This is a genomic window from Chryseobacterium cheonjiense, from assembly GCF_012927265.1.
Taxonomy (GTDB): Bacteria; Bacteroidota; Bacteroidia; order Flavobacteriales; family Weeksellaceae; genus Chryseobacterium; species Chryseobacterium cheonjiense.
Genome location: NZ_JABBGF010000002.1, coordinates 175,414 through 195,506, shown reverse-complemented (window position 1 = coordinate 195,506; position 20,093 = coordinate 175,414). Strand labels below are relative to the sequence as shown.

Here is a 20,093-nt window from a genome sequence, read left to right as displayed (position 1 = left end):
GATGAAAGTATTTAAGAATAATCTTGTATATATCATTGCCTTCTTCAGCATTTTCATTGTGACTTATTTTTTTGCAAGCATCAATCGGGAAGGTATCGTTTTTTACGGAGTGGCAATTAAAAGGGAAACCGACATAAAATGTGAACAAAATATCCGTGTCGAAAAAATCCTGGTAAGGCAGGGGCAAAAAGTAAAAAAAGGAGATGTAATGCTTATTGTATCGCAGGGAGAACTGAATAATGAACTTACGAACAACAAATTAAAGGCAAAAGAAAACACCCTTTTCAATATGCAGAATATGCATAATCTCGACTCGGAACTACACTCATCCAACTTCACTTCTTACAACCAGATAAAACAGCTTGATCTTCAGATTAAGCAATTAGAAACGGAAAAACAGAATAAAATAAAACTTGTTGAGCAGTTTTCAAACGTAGATAAAAATACATTAGATTTTTCAGAAATAGATACTCAGATTACTTTGTTGAAAGAACAAAAAAATGAATTGTTACAATCTGCCCGTCTTAAAGAAAAGCATTTAGATACACAGATTCATCAGGTTCAGGAAATCAATAAAGTACAATCTTCCGCTTTAAGAAACACAACTTCTCTACTGGAAAAAAAAGTAACACAGTTGGAAATATTGGCTCCTGAAGACGGAATTGTAGGAAATATTTTATGTGAGCAGGGTGAAAATGTACCTTCATTTCAGTTGTTGCTGATGCTTTCGGAACTTACGGCTTCCAGTGTGCAGGGCTATATTTATGAAGATATTCCGTTGGATCCTAAAAAAGGAGACTTCTTTATCGTACAGTCTATACGGGATAACGAAAGATCCTATCTGGGGAAAATAAATGAGATTGGCTCCAGGCTGGTAGAAATACCTCCGCGACTAAGAAAAATACAAGAGGTAATTACTTACGGAAGAGATATTTCTATAGAAGTTCCCAAGAATAATAAATTATTACAAAATGAAAAAGTAATGATCACTTTTGCAAAAAAGAAAAATAGCTTTTTCTCTTTAAAATTTTAACGCAGAGGAATATGAAACTTATTTTATATACCTTAATTTTTGTTGGACTATTGTCGAAAATAAATGCACAGGATTACACGTTTGCAGATCATCTGAAAACTTTTCTACAGCCTTCAAAGAACTTTTTGGAATATTCATTTTCTTCACCGCTAATACAAAAAGTATCATTGAGCACAAAGACAGATCAGTTTCAGTTTTCTAAACAGAGAAGCTCTTTAAGGGCAAACTTTGCACCTCTGAAAGCCAGAAAATTTGAAACAGAATATATGAAATGGAAGGAAAAAAATTTTCAGCAGACTGCTGAGCTTGCTGCCCAAGAAAACTTATGTCAGACCGTACTTTTATGGAGTAATATTTATTTTACTCACAATCAGTCTGACTTATTGACTGTATTGATTGAAGCCTGTAAGGAGAAAGAAAAACTTTTAACGAAAATTATAGTTTCGGATCCTGCGAAAATTAAAAATATTAATGAAACACAGCTGAAAATATTAGACCTTGAACTTGATGAAGAAACAAAGTTGTATAATTTGGAAACTCAAAAAAAAGAATTAGCAACTCAACTCAATATACAAAATACTATAGATTTCAAGAGTATAGACAATTATATAGCCGCTGAAATAATTGAGGGAAATATATCAGAATTAGTACCGGCAGATCATTTTTCGGGAGACATGCTGACAATTAAAAGCAAAATAGAATCTAATACTTTTGAGTATAATATAGAAAAATCCAATTACAAAAAAATTATAGACTATGTAGAATTGGGTCTGAATGATTTTGAATCGGCAGATTTTAGAAAAGAATATGTTGTTGGAATTGGGTTTCTGTTTCCTGCAAGCAGAAAGAAAGATATAAAGCTTGCAGAACTGGAAATGGAAAATAATTATTTAAACCACATGCTTTCGCTAGAGAAACAAAAATTCTCTGTAGAAACAGAAAGTATAGTCTTAGAAATAAAAACCCAGTTAAAGATGTTCCGGCTATACAAAGATTTCCTGTCCAAACTGGAAGATAAATTGAAAGTTATAAAAGTAAATTCTCAAATGACAAACCAAATGCTTGAAATTTTACTTGATAATAAAATATTGTATGCAGAGAAAAAAATACAGCTTAATGAACTTCACCAGAAGATTGTGGAAAATTATATAAAATTAATGCAGCTTACTTCGCAGAATCTTTTTTTTAATAATAGATTTAGTGCCTTCCCGGATAGTAATGTAAAATGCAGACGATGTCCCATTCAGTTAAATAAATTATAAATAAGTTACTGTTTATAAGAAAAGATACATAATTCAATTTAAAATCCTAAATTGTTAATTAATATAAATTATTAAAACTAAAGAGCAATCTCTTCGGCGGAGTTTTTGCTGCTTGTTTATCGTAAAAATATAGCAATATGTCAAAGTCAGATCAAAGTATATTTGAAAGATTTTCAAATTGGGCAACGAAGTTTACAGGGAGTTCCTATGCATTTATAGGAGCAACAATTATAGTAATAGGATGGGCTGTTTTGGGTCCTGTTTTTAAATATTCCGAAACATGGCAGCTTGTCATTAATACCGGTACCACAATTATTACTTTTCTCATGGTATTTTTAATTCAAAAAGCGCAGAATAAAGATTCAAAAGCAATTCAGATAAAACTGAATGAGCTTATTGCCGCAAATGAAAAAGCCAGCAACAGAATTGTAGACATTGAAGATCTTACCGAAAAAGAACTGGATCAGCTGCATTGCTATTATGAAAAGCTAGCAGATTTTGCAGAAGAAGACGATGATATTCATTCGTCCCATTCTATTGACGCGGCTCAACGGAACCAGGATTATAAAGATGAACTTTTCAGGAAAAGGCATCAGGAGTGGCAACAGAAAGAGCAATAAAGGGAAATTATTTAGATTCTTTACTATTGTGATGAATTATTAAAATCAATAATGTTAAGCTTTTTTAATAGATATATCTTATTTAATTGTTAAATTCTATATAATTTATATGTTTTTATTTGCTGTCTATTATTAAATTATAAATTTGTTGCCTTAATTTATATTTTAATATGAAAACAAAACTACCCATTTTGTTGCTGGCTATTACAGCAACAATGGTAAATGCACAATGGAATAGAACTGCTCCTACAAAATCTATCATCAAAAAAAGTAATAATGCTGTCTATTACAAGCTGGATATTGATATGATTAAAACCCAGCTGTTGAGAGCTCAGAAAGTAGGCGGCAATACCATAACAATTAATGTTCCCACATTAGAGGGTAAGGTTGAGAAATTTGCGGTTAACAGCTTTCCTGTAGTTGATGAGGTACTAGCCAATCAATATCAGTTAGGATCTTATGTAGGTAAAGGAATTGATGATCCTGAAAAGTACATCAGGTTTAGTGTGGCTCCCAATGATTTTCAATCGATGGTGATCAGTAACGGAAAATATGAGTTTATTGAGCCTGCTTCTGCAGATAAAACTGTTTATGCGGTGCACGGAAAGACAAGTAGAGAAGGACATGCATTCGTATGTAGTACAAAAGAAAGCCCGGTAGCTACAGCCAAAATAAAAGAAATGATGGAATCCGGCTTAGCTGCAAAATCAAGCAACAAGACATACCATACACTTAGGCTGGCGATATCTGTTACAGGCGAATATACATCTTACTTTGGAGGGGTAGCTAATGCTCTGGCTCAAATAAATGCTACCATGACCCGTGTGAACGGTGTTTTTGAACAGGAGTTTAACATCCATATGAATATGGTTAGTGCCCCCGCTCTCATATTTGCTGATGCGAATAGTGATCCTTACAGCCCCGCAAGCCAAATGTGCAAATGGAATTATGAGTTGATGAATACTTTACATGGTGGCAGTTATGGAGTTACCGATAATGATTTTGATATTGGACATTTATTCGGGGCTACCGGAGGTGGCGGAAATGCGGGATGTATAGGGTGTATTGGAAGCAATGATGTTTCTACAACATCGTACAGTGCAAGCGCAGGAGGGTGTGGCTATGCTTATATTTCGCCAGATAATTATAAAGGAAGCGGGATCACATCTCCTGGAATAGATTACTACAGCAGCGGAACATGGAATTCTTCTAGTACCACTCAATTGCCTCCGAGTGGAGATGCTTATGACATAGATTATGTAGCACATGAGATGGGTCACCAGTTAGGGGATAACCATACTTATAGCTTCAATGAAGGTACTGGTGTATGTGATGAACCTGGTTCGGGATCAACCATTATGGGCTATGCCGGTATTACGGGTCCTACTACAGATATTCAGCATCATTCAGACCCGTATTTCCATAGTGTGAGTATTGATCAGGTTGAAGCAAACATGACACTTGTAATCGCTGATGTTGAAACGCCGATCACCAATAATACGCCTGTGGTTACTTCAATGCCGACCACTTATACTATACCTAAATCTACGGCATTTGTATTAACAGCCAACGCAACGGATCCGGACGGAGACCCTTTGACATATTGCTGGGAACAGGTAAATTCAAGCAGTTTAACTAATGGGGTTACAACAAGTAACATTGGGAATACTTCTTCCGGAGCAAGTTTTAGATCTTGGTCTCCCACATCAAACCCTACAAGATATTTTCCTAAATTATCAACCGTCTTAGCAGGAACGGTAAAAAATACTGCTGATTTTGAAGCTGCGTCTACTGTTGCAAGAACTACAAACTTCAGAGTAACCGTAAGAGATAATAAAATTGGCGGACAGGCCCAGACTGCATATGCTACTCAAACAATCGTTGTAGGATCTGCAGCGGCATTTACAGTAAATGCGGCAACATTGACTCCTAATGCCAATTCAACAATAACATGGGTCGTTTCTGGAACAACGGCTTCTCCGTATAATGTTGCCAATGTAAAGATTGATTATACTTATGACGGAGGAAATACATGGACTGTTTTAGCAGCATCTGTTCCCAACTCGGGCTCTGCAAGTGTATTTGTTCCCGCAGCTCTAGCCGGAAAAAGCGGTCATATAAGAGTTTCGGCCATTGGTAACGTTTTCTATGCGGTAAAACAGAACAACGTCGGGACTTTGGCAACTGCTGAAGTAGGCAATGTGAAAAGTTTAGAAATCTATCCTAATCCGGCTGATGATGTGCTGAATGTTAAGAATATTTCATCCAAATCAACATATGAAATTTACAATGCTCCGGGGCAGCTGATTACTAAAGGATCGGTGGGCGATGGTAAAATTGTAGTGAGAGGTTTGGTTAAAGGTGTTTATTTTATTAGCATTGATGAAAAAGGAACCCTCTATAAAACTAAATTTATAAAAAGGTAACGTAAGATAAATAAAAAACCTCTGAGCAATCAGAGGTTTTTTTTGGATTGATGTTGAATTATCATTTCATGAAATACCCGAAATATGAGCAGCTTCCCATAAGGCCTTTTGCTGTTTCCGTATCGGAATATTGAGATTTTAGCAGTGCAAAGTACGTTCTGTACTTTTGATTTTTAATTTGATCGAGCTGTTTTTGGTATGCATCACTTTTTTCACTCCATTTCGGATCAGAATAATTAATTTTCGACGGATTTTTCGCTTCATACTGATAGTATTTTCCTTGTTCCGCGCTAGCCATTTGGAAAAGAATTCTCGCTTTCTGTTCCTTATTAGCAGAAATATTTAATGCCTTTTTGTAATAATTAATCGCAAGATCAAAATTGTCCGGTTCAATATAGGTTCTGTTGAGAAAGTTTTTATAGTAATACTGATAAGGATTCTGGCGTTCTGTACTTTGGAAGTCGTATTTACCACCGTTGGTATTATCAATATCCATTACAAAAAGCTGTCTGTAATATCCCAAAATAGAAGTATTATACAACAGATTTCCTATTAATTGATTGGCCGCCGCAGACTTTTCATCTTTACCGCTCCCGATCTTTTTAAGCTGAATTAATGTCTCTGCCAGTTCCAGTTTATTCATGGAAGGCTTTATAAATGGAAATGCGGAATAATCTTCTTTCTTCATGCTTTCTTCAGGTGAACTTTGGTAACTTTCCCATACATTGTGCCCAAACACATAATCAGAAATATTGCTGAATCCGTTGTAAGCTTCTGCAGGATATTTCAGGGAAGCAACTTTTTTCTCGTCATAATTCCATTCGGATCTGGGGATTCCCGTAAAGTCCTGCGCTTTGGTATAGTAAGATTTGGCTTTTTCAAAATCTGCCTGCCTCATTGCCCTGTCACCATAGATTACGGCAAAGAATGCTTCAATATTTCCTACATCATTAATGTTTTTGGCGATAATCTGTTGTTCAAATTGAGTTTTATCAGACTTTCTGTAAAAATCTTCCACGCTTTTCACGAGACTTGAATTTGGATTGTACTGAAGATCAGAAAGCTTATTATTCATCAGGAAAGATTTACCATCTTCACCCTGAAGAAAATAACGGTTGGCCAAAACATCTTTCAGGAAGTCTGCCGTGGAAGGAACTTCGCCATAGTAATCGTATTCATCTGTTTCGGTGCTGTCTTTCTTCACCTCCGGTTTCTCTGTAAAATATTCTGCATAATCTTTCATTAAATGATCTTCGTAATCCGCATCAATTTTTGGCTGGGAAACAATATCATTCAAGACCTTCATTCTTTTAATTTCTTCCAGATATTCAGGATTGGAAGTTTTAATATTCTCAAGAATTTCCGTGCTTGCCTTATAGTCTTTTTTCAGGAATTTAAGATAGGCATCAGCAATCTGCCAGTATTCATCCTTAGATTTTTCCTTTGTTTTGGAGGTGAATTCTTCCAGGTCATCCAAGAAGTCTTTGGTTTTATCATCATACCAGTAATTGTTTTTTGTAAATACCGGAATCCTGTCTGGATTATCCAAAAGCTCATCATCACTTTGATCTGCTTTCCCATCGGTAGAACTCTTATCTTTTTTACTGCTGAAAAGGTTTTTAAAGAATCTCACAATTTTCTGCCAGAATGAAAGTTCTTCCTTCTTAGGCTCTGCAGTTTCTGTTATATCCTGTTTTCTGCTTTTATCTGTTGTATTTTTCTGAACGGCATTACTGTTATCGTCAGTATAATAATAAATAGGAAGATAACTTCTTTCTAATTCATTAATGCTTCTCACCGCCATCACTTTCAGGATCTCCGAATCGGGATTGATTTCAAACATCTTTTCCATTACGGGGATCGGATTATTAAAATCTTCGTATCCTAAAAGGAAATAAGCCATATTTTTATCATCATTCGTTGCTGCACGCTTAAGAATATTATTAAAAGAAGCGGTATCCGAAAGTTTCATGGATACAAAAGCAGATTCTTTACGGCTTTTGCTGTCTCTGAAAACCTGAAAGAAATTCCAGTTGGCTTCGGTATTCATTCCTAATCCCCTTTGCGCACCGGCAAGTTGGTCAAGTGCCATAATATAGGGTGCCCCTTTCAGTCTCAAAGGTTCTACGTAAGTTTTAAATGCTTTTACCGCAGCATCATAATTTCTTGTGTAATGATTGAACCGTACAAGCTGGTAACCGTATCGCTGTTTGATCTCCGGGTTTTTTGCAGCATTATATAAGGATGTCAGTGCAGAAACAGTTTTATTGTAATCAAGATTCGTTGCATTTTTTCCGGTTGTTGCCGGCTCCCTGTAATAAAATGAATCACCGCTTTCAATATAATTGATTTTCATATAAGGCTCAAGATATTTGGCCTCAATCAGATAATCGATTCCTTCACTATATTTCTGATAAAATCCTGGACCCAATGTTATAAGAAGCTGGTTGGTTGGACTGCCCTTTTTTAAAGCATTAAGATCATTAATATTCATTTTATTCACTAGGTACTCTGTCTGGGCATAGCTCAGTTGGTTGTTAAAATATCTTTTCCATGAATCGATATTTTCATCGGGAATCATAGAAGGCTTAAAATCTGTATAAAACCTTGTAGAATAGCTGTGAAGAAAAGGCAGATACGATTTATCTTTAATAATACTCTGGGTAAACAGATTAAAGTATTCATAATCCGGGTCAGACCATGCGCACGCTTCCGATTTCGTATAAAACAGCGAAATGACGGCGAGTGAAAGAAGATATTTTTTCATTGTATTGCGGTGTTGGGTTATCGTTGATTTTGATGGCAGTTAAAAATCTAAATTACGATTCTTAACAAATTTACTGTCAAGTTGATAATATATAATAGGATAATGAGAAATTTTTTTGTCCAGAAAGTCCACAACTTCTGAAAGCTGACTGTCGGAAATAGATTCAATTTTAATCCTGAAACCTTTATTCATGTAATTCCCGAAATAAAAACCGTCTTTTAAGATCTCAATTTCGTGATCGGAAATCTTTTTGAAATCGGGATTTTGCAGATCTTTTTCAGATAAAGCATTAATTAGTTTATGTTTTCCTAAATAATTCGTTACTATTCCCCACGAATAGATCGGGAGAGCAACCTGTATTTTTTGTATTGGATATTGGTCAATATTCCCCAAATAGCTTTTCAGAATAGCAACATCAAGAATGGAATTTTTATCAGAATTTTCTAAAGGTGAAGAAGTAGAGTAGCACATCAGATATACTTTTTCTACAGGCGGAATTCCTGTTTCTGCTTTGTCTCTTACCTGATGGAGACGAAGTGTGCAGGTAATATTTTTTCCGGAAATTCTTTTTAGTTCCTTTAAAAACATAAAATAATCATCCCGTGTTCCTGAGGTCCAGTCGCAGTCGATTTGTATTTCCTTAGCTATATTCAGGTGATAATCTGCAGCTTTCTTTTGGATCATTGCGCTGATATTCTGAGCCAGAAAAGTAATTTCTTCTTTTGTAATATATAGAAAAGTGCGGTTGGTTATAAAAACAACAGGAACGATCTTTTGATGAGTCTCGAAACTCTTATCTTTTGTAATAACACCTACCGGCTGAAATTTTTCCGCAGTTTTATCTACATCAAAAAAACGGGTGTATAAATACGGGACAGTTGCTTTACGCAGGGCTTTCTTTTCTTCAGGATTAAGACTAAGCCTGGTTTTCCAATAATAAAAGGTGTATGCATGCTCTTCTTTTTTACTGCATGAAAATATCAGGAGCATAATACATAAGGATCTGAGTATTTTCATCATTGATAGAAATCAATATCAGAAGTGAAGGCAGAATTTATTGCTTCTACAGCAGTACTTATATTTTTTTCAAAAAAATTAAACGGATTATTAAACGCATTCTTCAGATGCGGAATAAGTAATTTATATGTGTTTTTCATCTCATCAGAAAGTTTATAGAAATAATTTTATCCTAACAAAAATCAAACCGTAAATTATAGTAACTATAGATTGATCGCAATAAGAAATTTTATTATTCACAAATTATCCTCCCGAATTTTCTTTCTGATTTTACAAAAATGATCTAATTGATTAAAAATCAAAATATTTTGTGTGAAATATTTGTCAGTTATAAAAATATTCATAAATTTGCACACTCATTTTAGGGGCGTAGTATGCCTACATCAAACGTAGAAATTACTTCAGACTTCCTGAAAATAGTGATAAATAAAGGATAAATTTTATTATAATATAAACAATGTCAGGTATTATTGGTAAAAAAATCGGTATGACATCTTTGTTTAACGAAGAAGGGAAAAACATTCCTTGTACAGTTATTCAAGCTGGTCCGTGCTCGGTTTTACAGGTCAGAACCTTAGAAAAAGACGGTTATAAAGCTGTTCAATTAGGTTTCGATGACAAGAGTGAGAAGAACGTTGGTAAAGCGTTAGCTGGTCATTTTAAAAAGGCTGGTTCTGCTCCTAAAGCTAAATTGGTAGAATTCTACAGAGAATTCGTTGATGAAGTAAAAGTAGGAGAAGAGGTAACTGTAGACTTATTCGCTGAAGGTGAATTCGTTGACGTAACAGGTACTTCTAAAGGTAAAGGTTTCCAAGGTGTTGTTAAAAGACACGGCTTTGGAGGTGTAATGCAGGCAACTCATGGTCAGCACAACAGACTTAGAGCTCCAGGTTCTATCGGTGCTGGTTCAGACCCTTCAAGAGTATTCAAAGGGATGAGAATGGCTGGAAGAATGGGAGGTAAGCAGGTAACTGTTCAAAACCTTCAGGTGTTAAAAGTGGATCAAGAACAAAATCTTTTAGTAGTAAAAGGTGCTGTTCCGGGAGCTAAAAATTCTTATGTAATTATCAGAAAATGGAACTAGTAGTATTAAATACATCAGGAAAAGAGACCGGAAGAAAAGTAACTCTAGACGAATCAGTATTCGGAATTGAGCCAAATCAGCATGCGGTTTACTTAGAAGTTAAACAGTACCTTGCTGCACAAAGACAAGGAACTCATAAAGCAAAAGAAAGAAGCGAAATTACAGCTTCTACTAAAAAGCTTAAGAAGCAAAAAGGATCTGGATCTGCTAGATATGGTGATATTAAATCTCCAACTTTCAGAGGTGGGGGTAGAGTATTCGGACCAAAACCAAGAGACTACAGATTCAAATTGAACAAAGCGCTTAAGAGATTAGCTAAAAAATCTGTTTTATCTCAAAAAATGAGAGACAACAGCATCAGAGTTTTAGAAGATGTGAGCTTAAACGCTCCTAAAACTAAAGATTTCATTACTTTATTAGATGCATTGACATTAAACGGTAAAAAATCTTTGTTCATTCTTCCTGAAGCTAACAAGAATGTGTATTTATCTTCAAGAAACTTACCTAAAACTAAAGTAATGAACTTCAACGAAGTAAGTTCTTACGATTTAGTAAATGCAGGTGAGATCGTATTCTTTGAAGGTGCAGTTGAAAAATTCCAGGAAAATTTAAAGAAATAAATCATGTCAGTTATTATTAAACCAGTTATTTCAGAAAAGGCTAATTACCTTACGGATTTAAGAGGTACTTATTCTTTCTTGGTAGATACCAAAGCGAATAAGATCCAGATTAAAAAAGCTGTGGAAGCAGCTTACGGTGTAAAAGTAGCAGACGTAAATACAATGATTTATGCTCCTAGAGTATCTGCGAAATATACTAAGAAAGGTCTTCAGGTTGGAAAGACAAACAAATTGAAAAAAGCGGTAATCAAACTTGCTGAAGGTGAGGTTATCGATATTTTTGCTGTAAATTAATTATAATTATAAATAATAGTAATGTCTGTTAGAAAATTAAAACCTATCACCCCGGGACAGAGATTCAGAATTGTAAACAATTTTGAGGAAATTACTACCAACAAACCAGAGAAATCTCTTACAGTTGGTATTAAAAAGTCAGGTGGACGTAACCAAACAGGTAAAATGACCATGCGTTACACCGGAGGTGGACACAAAAAGAAATACAGAATTATTGACTTCAAAAGAAACAAATTCGATGTTGAAGCAACAGTAAAATCTGTAGAATACGATCCAAACAGAACTGCATTCATCGCTTTATTAGAGTACGCAGACGGAGAGAAAAGATATATCATCGCTCCAAACGGTATCAAAGTAGACCAAAAAGTAGTTTCCGGAGAAAATGTAGAACCAAACGTAGGAAACGCAATGAAATTGAGAAATATTCCATTGGGTACTGTAATTTCTTGTGTTGAAATGAAGCCTGGTCAAGGTGCAATTTTAGCAAGAAGTGCTGGTTCTTCAGCTCAGTTAACTTCAAGAGACGGAAAATATGCGATCATCAAATTGCCTTCAGGAGAATCAAGAATGATCCTTACTGAATGTATGGCAATGATCGGTTCGGTTTCCAACTCAGATCACCAGTTAACGGTATCAGGTAAAGCAGGTAGAAGCAGATGGTTAGGTAGAAGACCAAGAACAAGAGCGGTTGTAATGAACCCTGTAGATCACCCGATGGGTGGTGGTGAAGGACGTTCTTCAGGAGGTCACCCAAGATCTAGAAACGGTATGCCGTCTAAAGGTTACAAAACTAGAAAGAAAAACAAAGTGTCTAACCGTTACATCGTATCTAAAAGAAAATAATTATGGCAAGATCACTTAAAAAAGGACCGTTCATTCATCATACTTTAGATAAGAAGGTTCAGGCAAATATAGAGTCTGGTAAGAAGACAGTTATCAAAACTTGGTCTAGAGCATCGATGATCTCTCCGGACTTCGTAGGACAAACTATTGCTGTACACAACGGGAAATCTTTTATCCCTGTTTACGTTACAGAAAACATGGTAGGTCACAAGTTAGGCGAATTTTCTCCAACAAGATCTTTCAGAGGTCATGGTGGTAACAAAAACAAAGGAAGCAGATAATCATGGGATCAAGAAAACAAGATAGTTCAATCGCAAGAAAAGAAGCTAACAAGGACGTTGTGAAAGCTTCATTAAATAACTGCCCATCTTCTCCGAGAAAAATGAGATTAGTTGCTGATATCATTAGAGGAGAGCAAGTAGATAAAGCTCTTTATATCCTTAAATATTCTAAGAAAGAAGCTTCTAACAAATTAGAAAAATTACTTCTTTCTGCAATTGCCAACTGGCAAGTGAAAAACGAAGGGGCTGACATTGAGGAAGCAAACCTTATCGTTAAAGAAATATTCGTGGATAGTGCAAGACAATTGAAGAGACTGAGACCAGCTCCGCAAGGTAGAGGGTACAGAATCAGAAAAAGATCTAACCACGTTACATTAATCTTAGGTAATAAAGAAAATTAATCAAGGTATGGGACAGAAGACAAATCCAATTGGTAACAGATTAGGTATCATCAGAGGATGGGATTCTAACTGGTTTGGCGGAAACGATTATGGAGACAGAATCGCGGAAGACTACAAAATCAGAAGATACCTTGAAGCTAGATTATCTAAAGGTGGGATTTCAAGAATTTATATTGAAAGAACATTAAAATTAGTAACAGTTACAATCACTACCGCAAGACCGGGACTTATCATCGGTAAAGGAGGTCAGGAAGTTGATAAACTGAAAGAAGAGTTGAAAAAATTGACTAAAAAGGATATTCAGATCAACATCTTCGAAATCAAAAGACCTGAGCTTGATGCAGTATTAGTTGCAGACAGCATTGCTAAGCAAATTGAGAACAGAATCTCTTACAGAAGAGCTGTTAAGATGGCGATGGCAGGTACAATGAGAATGGGTGCAGAAGGTATCAAAGTTCAGATCTCTGGTAGATTGAACGGTGCTGAAATGGCAAGATCAGAATCTTTCAAAGACGGAAGAATTCCTTTGTCTACTTTCAGAGCAGATATAGATTACCATATCGGTGAGGCATTGACTCAGTACGGAAAACTAGGAGTAAAAGTTTGGATCATGAAAGGTGAAGTTTACGGTAAAAGAGAGCTTTCTCCACTAGTGGGACAACAGAAAAAAGGAGGTCAGTCTGACAGAAGAGACAACAGAGGAGGAGACAGAGACAACAGAAGACCTAGAAAAAATAACAACAATAACAATAATAATTAAAATTTTAGATTAGAAATTTTGAATTTTAAATTACCGTTACTTTTTTAAAATAAAAAAAATCTAAAATCTAAAATCTAAAATCTAAAATTTAGAGATTATGTTACAACCAAAAAGAACCAAGTTCCGTAGAGTACATAAGATGAAGATGAAGGGGAATGCCCAGAGAGGTAGTCAACTTGCTTATGGAACTTTCGGAATCAAGGCGACAGAAGGTGCTTGGATCACTGCAAGACAGATTGAAGCTGCTCGTATCGCTGCGACAAGATATATGAAGAGAGAGGGTCAGCTATGGATCAAAATCTTCCCGGATAAGCCAATTACCAAAAAACCAGCTGAAGTAAGGATGGGTAAAGGTAAAGGTGCCGTGGAATATTGGGTAGCTGTAGTAAAACCAGGTAAAATTATGTTTGAAGTAGGAGGTGTTCCTTACGAAGTAGCGAAAGAAGCCCTAAGACTTGCAGCACAAAAATTACCAGTTGTTACTAAATTTATAGTTGCTAACGATTTTGTTAAACCTCTTTAATCTTTGAATACAATGAAAAAAGCTGATATTAAAAATTTAAGCGCGGGTGATATTCAAGCTCAATTAACTGAAGCAAAAGCTCAATATTCTAAATTGAAGTTGGCTCATGCAATCAGCCCAATTGAAAACCCGATCCAAATCAGAGATTTGAGAAAAACAATCGCAAGACTAAATACTGAGTTAACTAACAAACAATAATTTCATTTTACAATGGATAGAAATTTAAGAAAAGAAAGAATCGGAGTGGTTTCCAGCAATAAAATGGAAAAAACTATTGTTGTTAGTGAAACTACGAGAGTAAAGCACCCGATGTACGGTAAATTCGTATTGAAAACGAAAAAATATACTGCACACGACGAAAACAACGAATGCGCGGAAGGAGATACAGTTTTGATCCAAGAAACTAGACCTTTAAGCAAAAACAAAAGATGGAGATTAGTAAGAATCATTGAAAAAGCTAAGTAATAATGTTACAAACAGAATCAAGATTAAAAGTTGCTGATAACACAGGTGCTAAAGAAGTATTGGTTATCAGAGTTCTGGGAGGAACCAGAAGAAGATATGCTTCAGTTGGTGATAAAATCGTTGTTACTATCAAAGATTCTACACCATCAGGAAACGCTAAAAAAGGTCAGGTATCTAAAGCTGTAGTAGTAAGAACTAAAAAAGCAGTTAGAAGAAAAGATGGTTCATACATCAAATTCGAAGACAATGCTTGTGTATTGCTAAACGCAGCGGGAGAAATGAGAGGAACCCGTGTTTTCGGACCAGTTGCTCGTGAGTTGAGAGACAAAGAATATATGAAAATCATTTCATTAGCTCCTGAAGTACTTTAATATTTAAAATTTTAAAAAAAATGTCAAAGTTAAAAATAAAAAGAGGAGATAACGTAATCATTACTACCGGTAAGAAAGATATCAAAGGTAAGACTGGTGAAGTTATTGAAGTGATCAAAAAAGAAGGAAGAGACCCTAGAGTTATCGTTGCAGGTCTTAACATCGTTAAAAAACACGTTAAGCCTTCAGCTTCTAACCCTCAAGGAGGAATCACTGAGAAAGAAGCTTCTATTCATATCTCAAATGTAGCTTTAGTTGGAAAAGACGGAAAAGCTATCAAAGTAGGTTATAAAACTGAAGGAGATAAGAAAGTAAGAATCAACAAAAAAACGGGTGAAACTTTATAATTTTAAATAACACATGGAATATATAGCAAGACCCAAAAAAGCATATAAAGAAACGATTGTTCCTGCAATGATGGAAGAATTCGGATACAAATCTGTAATGCAGGTACCTAGATTAGAGAAAATTGTATTGTCTCAAGGTTTAGGTGATGCTACTGCAGATAAGAAAATCATTGATTATGCTGTTGAAGAATTAACGAATATCACTGGTCAAAAGGCTGTTGGTACTATCTCTAAAAAAGACGAAGCTGCTTTCAAATTGAGAAAAGGAATGCCTGTAGGAGCGAAAGTTACACTTAGAGCTAATAAAATGTATGAGTTCTTAGACAGACTTACTTCTTCTGCATTACCACGAATCAGAGATTTCTCTGGTATTAAAGCTGATGGATTTGATGGTAGAGGTAACTATAACTTAGGGATCACTGAACAAATCATCTTCCCTGAGATCGTAATCGACAAAGTGAAAAAAATCCAAGGGATGGACATCACTTTCGTTACCACTGCGAAAACAGATAAAGAAGCTAAAGCATTATTAACTCACTTCGGTTTACCATTCAAAAAGAACTAAGAAATGGCTAAAGAATCAATGAAAGCGCGTGAGCGCAAAAGAGAAGCACTAGTTGCTAAATACGCTGCTAAAAGACAGGCTCTTAAAGAAGCAGGTGATTACGAAGGACTTCAAAAATTGCCTAAAAACGCTTCTCCTGTAAGATTACACAACAGATGTAAACTGACAGGAAGACCAAGAGGATACATGAGAACGTTCGGTATTTCCAGAGTAACTTTCAGAGAAATGGCAAACAACGGTCTTATCCCGGGAGTTAAAAAAGCTAGTTGGTAATCATTACTAATTAAAAATCGGGACAATTAAGTTGTCTGGATACTAAAGATAAAAAATATCAGACCGAAGATTTCTGAAGTCTGATATTTTACTCTTCAAGTCCTTACAATACTGATTGTTCTTTAACCAATAATTTATAAAAGAAAAATGGTAACAGATCCAATTTCAGATTTCCTAACAAGAGTAAGGAACGCACAAAGCGCAGGCCACAAAGTGGTGGAAATTCCTGCATCAAAAATCAAAAAGGAGATTACTAAGATCTTATTTGATCAGGGGTATATCTTAAACTACAAGTTTGAAGATAGCGCTGTTCAGGGAACGATCAAAATCGCTTTAAAGTACGACAAGCAAACCAACAAACCAGCTATCAAGTCTATCCAAAGAGCTTCTAGACCAGGTTTGAGACAGTACAAAGGTTCTACAGAACTTCCAAGAGTACTAAACGGTTTGGGTATTTCTATCATCTCTACTTCTAAAGGAGTAATGACTGACAAGAAAGCTAGAGAAGAGAAAGTAGGCGGTGAAGTAATCTGCTATGTTTATTAATTTTTAATCACAGGAAAATGTCAAGAATTGGTAAAGCAATTATAACAGTTCCAGCAGGAGTTACAATCACTGAAAACAATGGTGTGGTAACTGTAAAAGGTCCTAAAGGAGAACTTTCTCAGGAGCTTACAGCAGGAATTACTATAGAACAGAAAGATGGTGAACTGAACGTAAACAGACCATCTGAAACTAAACAACACAAAGCGCTTCACGGTTTATACAGAGCGTTAATCAACAACATGATTGTTGGTGTAAATACAGGTTTCGAAAAGAAACTGGAATTAGTAGGGGTAGGATACAGAGCTTCACACGCAGGTCAAAAACTTGAGTTGGCTTTAGGATTCTCTCACGGTATCGTATTAGAACTTCCAAGCGAAGTAAAAGTAGATACATTGACTGAAAAAGGTAAAAACCCAATTATTACTTTAACGTCTCACGACAACCAACTTCTAGGGATGGTAGCTGCAAAGATCCGTTCTTTCAGAAAGCCTGAACCATACAAAGGGAAAGGGGTAAGATTCGTAGGAGAAATTGTTAGACGTAAAGCTGGTAAATCTGCTTAATAAATTATAAGTATTATGGCATTAACTAAAGTAGAAAAAAGAATAAGAATCAAAAGAAGAGTAAGAGGGAAAATCTCCGGATCTTCTGAATTGCCAAGATTATCTGTATACAAAAGTAATAAGGAAATTTACGCTCAGTTAATCGACGATAACAGTGGAAAAACTTTGGCTTCTGCTTCTTCAAGAGAGAAAGGCGTTGAAGCTAACGGAACTAAGACTGAAGTTTCTGCTGCCGTAGGTAAGGCTATCGCTGCCAAAGCTATCGCTGCAGGAATCGAAAATATTGTGTTTGATAGAAACGGATTCGTATATCACGGGAGAATTAAAGCTCTTGCTGACGGTGCGAGAGAAGGTGGACTTAAATTCTAATCATTAAATTTCGGAAATATGTTAGGACTAGATAATATAGAAAGAGTAAAACCGGGAGGATTAGAACTTAAAGATCGTCTCGTAGCTGTTAACAGAGTAACAAAAGTAACGAAAGGAGGTAGAGCTTTCGGATTTTCTGCAATCGTTGTTGTTGGAAATGAAGAAGGAGTGATCGGTTACGGTTTAGGAAAATCTAAAGAGGTTGCTTCTGCAATTGCTAAAGCAGTTGAAGACGCTAAGAAAAACCTTGTGAAAGTTCCTGTAATGAACCACACTATCCCTCACCAGACTTCTGCAAGATACGGTGGTGCTGATATCTTCTTAAGACCTGCTTCTCACGGTACAGGACTTATCGCCGGTGGTGCGGTAAGAGCGGTATTGGAGTCTGCTGGTATTCACGATATCCTTTCAAAATCTAAAGGATCTTCAAACCCTCACAACGTTGTGAAAGCTACTTTCAAAGCGTTATTGGATATCAGAAGACCAGAAGAAATTGCTAGAATGAGAGGAGTTTCACTAAGTAAAGTGTTTAACGGTTAATAGATAAAACAATGGCAACAATCAAAGTAAAACAAGTAAGAAGCGCTATTGGAAGAACAAAAACCCAAAAGAGAACGCTTGAAGCATTAGGATTAAAGAAACTTCACCAAGTTGTAGAACACGAAGCTACTCCTTCTATTTTAGGAATGATAGCTGCAGTTAGTCATTTACTTGAAGTTCAAAAATAATTAAAAATTCAAAGATTAAAAGATTAAAATATTCTTTCTATTTTAGTCGGAATTTTTTAATCTTTAATTTATTTAATCTTTAAATCAATAAAAAAATGAATTTAAACAATATACAACCAGCTGCAGGATCAACTTTCAATTCAAAAAGAATTGGTAGAGGACAAGGTAGCGGAAAAGGTGGTACTTCTACAAAAGGTCACAAAGGACAAAAAGCAAGAGCCGGATATTCTCAGAAAATCGGTTTTGAAGGAGGTCAGATGCCTTTACAAAGAAGATTACCTAAATTCGGATTCAAAAACGTAAACAGAAAAGAGTTTAGAGCTATTAATCTTGATTCTATCCAGACTTTAATTGAAAATAAATCTATTACTGGAGATATTACAAAAGAAGTTTTGGTAGCTAACGGGTTAGCAACTAAAAACGAATTAGTGAAAATTATGGGTAGAGGAGAATTGAAATCTGCGGTTTCTATCTCAGCTGACAAATTCACTAAATCTGCTGAAGAGCTTATCGCTAAAGCAGGTGGAAAAGCAATTACCTTATAATAATTACTAATGAAAGAATTTATACAAACCCTCAAAAATATTTGGAGTCTTAAAGAACTTAGAGATAAAATTATCTTTACTTTAGGAATTATCCTTGTGTATAGATTCGCATCTTATATCTCTTTACCTGCAATTAATCTTGCAGAAGTAGGAGATCTCTTAGAGCATTATAAAAATCAAGGCGGTAACAAGCAAGGAGCAGGTCTCCTTGGCTTGCTTTCGTCGTTTACGGGGGGGGCTTTCAGCCACGCTTCCGTAATGGCGTTAGGTATCATGCCTTATATTTCTGCTTCTATTATTGTTCAGTTGATGGGGATGGCTATCCCTTATCTTCAGAAACTTCAGAAAGATGGAGAGTCAGGTAGAAATACATTGAATCAGATAACTAGATGGTTAACAATCGGAGTTTGTCTTGTACAGGCGCCTTCTTATTTAACTTCTATTACTCAATTATTCTTACCATATGCTCAGTTCTCATCTGCATATTATGTAGAGCCAAATTCCATCATGTTCTGGTTGCCAAGTATTGTAATCTTGGTTGCCGGTTCAGTATTCGCAATGTGGTTGGGTGAGAAAATCACCGACAAGGGTATCGGAAACGGTATCTCTATCCTTATTATGGTGGGGATCCTTTCAAGATTACCGGAAGCATTCGTACAGGAAATGGCAGTTCAGAACGGAAAAGGAGGAATGGGGTCTATCATGATCCTTATTGAAGTGATTTTCTGGATGTTGGTAGTTCTTTTGGCAGTGGTGTTATCCGTTGCTGTAAGAAAAATACCAATCCAGTATGTAAGCAGAGCTCAGGCAAGAGGAGGTGTAAACAGAAATCTTATGCAGGGCGCAAGACAGTGGATTCCATTGAAAGTAAATGCTGCCGGTGTAATGCCGATTATCTTCGCGCAGGCGTTGATGTTCGTTCCGGGATTATTAACAAAAGTAGATGAGTCAAACACTTTTCTTGCAGGCTTCAAGAATGTTTTTAGCTGGCAGTACAATGTGCTGTTTGCGCTATTGATTATTATCTTCTCGTTTTTCTATACTGCGATCACAATTCCGGTAAACCAGATGGCTGATGATTTGAAGAGAAATGGAGGTTTAGTACCGAAGGTGAGACCAGGAAAAGAGACCGCTGATTATTTAGATGACATTTTATCAAAAATTACCTTGCCAGGTGCAATTTTTTTATCTATCTTTGCAGTCCTTCCGGCAATTGTACACGGAAGCTTTGTTCAGACAGATGCGTTCGCCTTATTTTTCGGGGGAACGTCACTATTGATTATGGTGGGAGTAATTTTAGATACTGTTCAACAGATTAATACCTATCTGCTGAACCATCATTATGATGGCTTAATGCAGTCTAAATTATCAAGAACGACTGGATATTAAT

At 35.9% G+C, this 20,093-nt stretch carries 27 protein-coding genes; 25 read left to right on the top strand and 2 right to left on the bottom strand.

Going from position 1 to position 20,093, the window contains the following annotated elements:
- Position 1 precedes the first annotated feature (1 nt).
- The 4 genes from HHL20_RS11430 (at position 2) to HHL20_RS11415 (ending at position 5,341) form a co-directional block, all read left to right on the top strand.
- A complete protein-coding gene (locus HHL20_RS11430; protein WP_169231327.1) occupies positions 2 to 1,033 on the top strand; it encodes an HlyD family secretion protein in 1,032 nt (343 codons plus the stop codon).
- Positions 1,034 to 1,044: 11 nt separating this feature from the next.
- Positions 1,045 to 2,295, top strand: a complete 1,251-nt coding sequence (locus tag HHL20_RS11425; RefSeq protein WP_169231326.1) for a hypothetical protein — start codon at positions 1,045 to 1,047, stop codon at positions 2,293 to 2,295.
- Positions 2,296 to 2,432: 137 nt separating this feature from the next.
- A complete protein-coding gene (locus HHL20_RS11420; RefSeq protein WP_169231325.1) occupies positions 2,433 to 2,915 on the top strand; it encodes a low affinity iron permease family protein in 483 nt (160 codons plus the stop codon).
- A gap of 170 nt (positions 2,916 to 3,085) precedes the next feature.
- Entirely contained in the window at positions 3,086 to 5,341 is a 2,256-nt protein-coding gene (locus HHL20_RS11415; RefSeq protein WP_169231324.1) for a zinc-dependent metalloprotease, read from the top strand.
- A 61-nt stretch (positions 5,342 to 5,402) separates the two neighbouring features.
- On the opposite strand, the gene HHL20_RS11410 is transcribed toward HHL20_RS11415, so the two are convergent.
- Entirely contained in the window at positions 5,403 to 8,108 is a 2,706-nt protein-coding gene (locus tag HHL20_RS11410; protein WP_169231323.1) for a hypothetical protein, read from the bottom strand.
- Positions 8,109 to 8,147: 39 nt separating this feature from the next.
- Positions 8,148 to 9,125 (bottom strand): hypothetical protein, encoded by a 978-nt coding sequence (locus tag HHL20_RS11405; protein ID WP_169231960.1) that lies wholly within the window; start codon positions 9,123 to 9,125, stop codon positions 8,148 to 8,150.
- A 457-nt stretch (positions 9,126 to 9,582) separates the two neighbouring features.
- On the opposite strand from HHL20_RS11405, the gene rplC reads away from it, so the two are divergent.
- From rplC to secY, 21 genes are all read left to right on the top strand, one after another.
- On the top strand, positions 9,583 to 10,209 hold the full coding sequence (gene rplC / locus HHL20_RS11400; protein ID WP_169231322.1) for a 50S ribosomal protein L3: 627 nt from the start codon (positions 9,583 to 9,585) through the stop codon (positions 10,207 to 10,209).
- Positions 10,200 to 10,829, top strand: coding sequence for a 50S ribosomal protein L4 (rplD, locus tag HHL20_RS11395; protein ID WP_029297786.1), 630 nt, complete (start codon positions 10,200 to 10,202; stop codon positions 10,827 to 10,829). The genes rplC and rplD overlap by 10 nt, the downstream gene beginning before the upstream one ends.
- A 3-nt stretch (positions 10,830 to 10,832) precedes the next feature.
- Positions 10,833 to 11,123, top strand: coding sequence for a 50S ribosomal protein L23 (gene rplW, locus HHL20_RS11390; protein WP_029297784.1), 291 nt, complete (start codon positions 10,833 to 10,835; stop codon positions 11,121 to 11,123).
- Between the two features lie 21 nt (positions 11,124 to 11,144).
- Positions 11,145 to 11,966, top strand: coding sequence for a 50S ribosomal protein L2 (gene rplB, locus HHL20_RS11385; RefSeq protein WP_029297782.1), 822 nt, complete (start codon positions 11,145 to 11,147; stop codon positions 11,964 to 11,966).
- A 2-nt stretch (positions 11,967 to 11,968) separates the two neighbouring features.
- A complete protein-coding gene (gene rpsS / locus HHL20_RS11380) occupies positions 11,969 to 12,247 on the top strand; it encodes a 30S ribosomal protein S19 (RefSeq protein WP_002983209.1) in 279 nt (92 codons plus the stop codon).
- A gap of 2 nt (positions 12,248 to 12,249) precedes the next feature.
- Positions 12,250 to 12,648, top strand: coding sequence for a 50S ribosomal protein L22 (rplV, locus tag HHL20_RS11375; protein ID WP_029297778.1), 399 nt, complete (start codon positions 12,250 to 12,252; stop codon positions 12,646 to 12,648).
- 7 nt (positions 12,649 to 12,655) lie between these two features.
- A complete protein-coding gene (gene rpsC, locus HHL20_RS11370; RefSeq protein ID WP_169231321.1) occupies positions 12,656 to 13,408 on the top strand; it encodes a 30S ribosomal protein S3 in 753 nt (250 codons plus the stop codon).
- 97 nt (positions 13,409 to 13,505) lie between these two features.
- A complete protein-coding gene (gene rplP, locus HHL20_RS11365) occupies positions 13,506 to 13,931 on the top strand; it encodes a 50S ribosomal protein L16 (RefSeq protein ID WP_002983219.1) in 426 nt (141 codons plus the stop codon).
- A gap of 12 nt (positions 13,932 to 13,943) precedes the next feature.
- A complete protein-coding gene (rpmC, locus tag HHL20_RS11360) occupies positions 13,944 to 14,129 on the top strand; it encodes a 50S ribosomal protein L29 (protein ID WP_027381309.1) in 186 nt (61 codons plus the stop codon).
- A gap of 12 nt (positions 14,130 to 14,141) precedes the next feature.
- Entirely contained in the window at positions 14,142 to 14,396 is a 255-nt protein-coding gene (rpsQ, locus tag HHL20_RS11355; protein WP_029297775.1) for a 30S ribosomal protein S17, read from the top strand.
- A 2-nt stretch (positions 14,397 to 14,398) separates the two neighbouring features.
- Positions 14,399 to 14,767, top strand: a complete 369-nt coding sequence (gene rplN, locus HHL20_RS11350; protein WP_007839504.1) for a 50S ribosomal protein L14 — start codon at positions 14,399 to 14,401, stop codon at positions 14,765 to 14,767.
- A 20-nt stretch (positions 14,768 to 14,787) separates the two neighbouring features.
- Entirely contained in the window at positions 14,788 to 15,114 is a 327-nt protein-coding gene (rplX, locus tag HHL20_RS11345) for a 50S ribosomal protein L24 (RefSeq protein WP_123852737.1), read from the top strand.
- 13 nt (positions 15,115 to 15,127) lie between these two features.
- Entirely contained in the window at positions 15,128 to 15,679 is a 552-nt protein-coding gene (rplE, locus tag HHL20_RS11340; protein ID WP_072883928.1) for a 50S ribosomal protein L5, read from the top strand.
- A gap of 3 nt (positions 15,680 to 15,682) precedes the next feature.
- A complete protein-coding gene (rpsN, locus tag HHL20_RS11335; protein ID WP_029297771.1) occupies positions 15,683 to 15,952 on the top strand; it encodes a 30S ribosomal protein S14 in 270 nt (89 codons plus the stop codon).
- 147 nt (positions 15,953 to 16,099) lie between these two features.
- Positions 16,100 to 16,498 carry a 30S ribosomal protein S8 gene (gene rpsH / locus HHL20_RS11330; RefSeq protein ID WP_029297768.1) on the top strand — a complete coding sequence of 133 codons (399 nt, stop codon included), beginning with the start codon at positions 16,100 to 16,102 and terminating at the stop codon, positions 16,496 to 16,498.
- 17 nt (positions 16,499 to 16,515) lie between these two features.
- Positions 16,516 to 17,061, top strand: a complete 546-nt coding sequence (gene rplF / locus HHL20_RS11325; protein WP_169231320.1) for a 50S ribosomal protein L6 — start codon at positions 16,516 to 16,518, stop codon at positions 17,059 to 17,061.
- Between the two features lie 15 nt (positions 17,062 to 17,076).
- Positions 17,077 to 17,430: a 50S ribosomal protein L18 gene (gene rplR, locus HHL20_RS11320; RefSeq protein ID WP_169231319.1), complete on the top strand. Its 354-nt coding sequence runs from the start codon at positions 17,077 to 17,079 to the stop codon at positions 17,428 to 17,430.
- A gap of 18 nt (positions 17,431 to 17,448) precedes the next feature.
- Positions 17,449 to 17,970 carry a 30S ribosomal protein S5 gene (gene rpsE, locus HHL20_RS11315; protein WP_029297761.1) on the top strand — a complete coding sequence of 174 codons (522 nt, stop codon included), beginning with the start codon at positions 17,449 to 17,451 and terminating at the stop codon, positions 17,968 to 17,970.
- An 11-nt stretch (positions 17,971 to 17,981) separates the two neighbouring features.
- Positions 17,982 to 18,158: a 50S ribosomal protein L30 gene (gene rpmD, locus HHL20_RS11310; protein WP_029297759.1), complete on the top strand. Its 177-nt coding sequence runs from the start codon at positions 17,982 to 17,984 to the stop codon at positions 18,156 to 18,158.
- 95 nt (positions 18,159 to 18,253) lie between these two features.
- Positions 18,254 to 18,703, top strand: coding sequence for a 50S ribosomal protein L15 (rplO, locus tag HHL20_RS11305; protein WP_169231318.1), 450 nt, complete (start codon positions 18,254 to 18,256; stop codon positions 18,701 to 18,703).
- 9 nt (positions 18,704 to 18,712) lie between these two features.
- Positions 18,713 to 20,092 carry a preprotein translocase subunit SecY gene (gene secY, locus HHL20_RS11300; RefSeq protein WP_066434454.1) on the top strand — a complete coding sequence of 460 codons (1,380 nt, stop codon included), beginning with the start codon at positions 18,713 to 18,715 and terminating at the stop codon, positions 20,090 to 20,092.
- The last annotated feature ends 1 nt before the right edge of the window (position 20,093 follow it).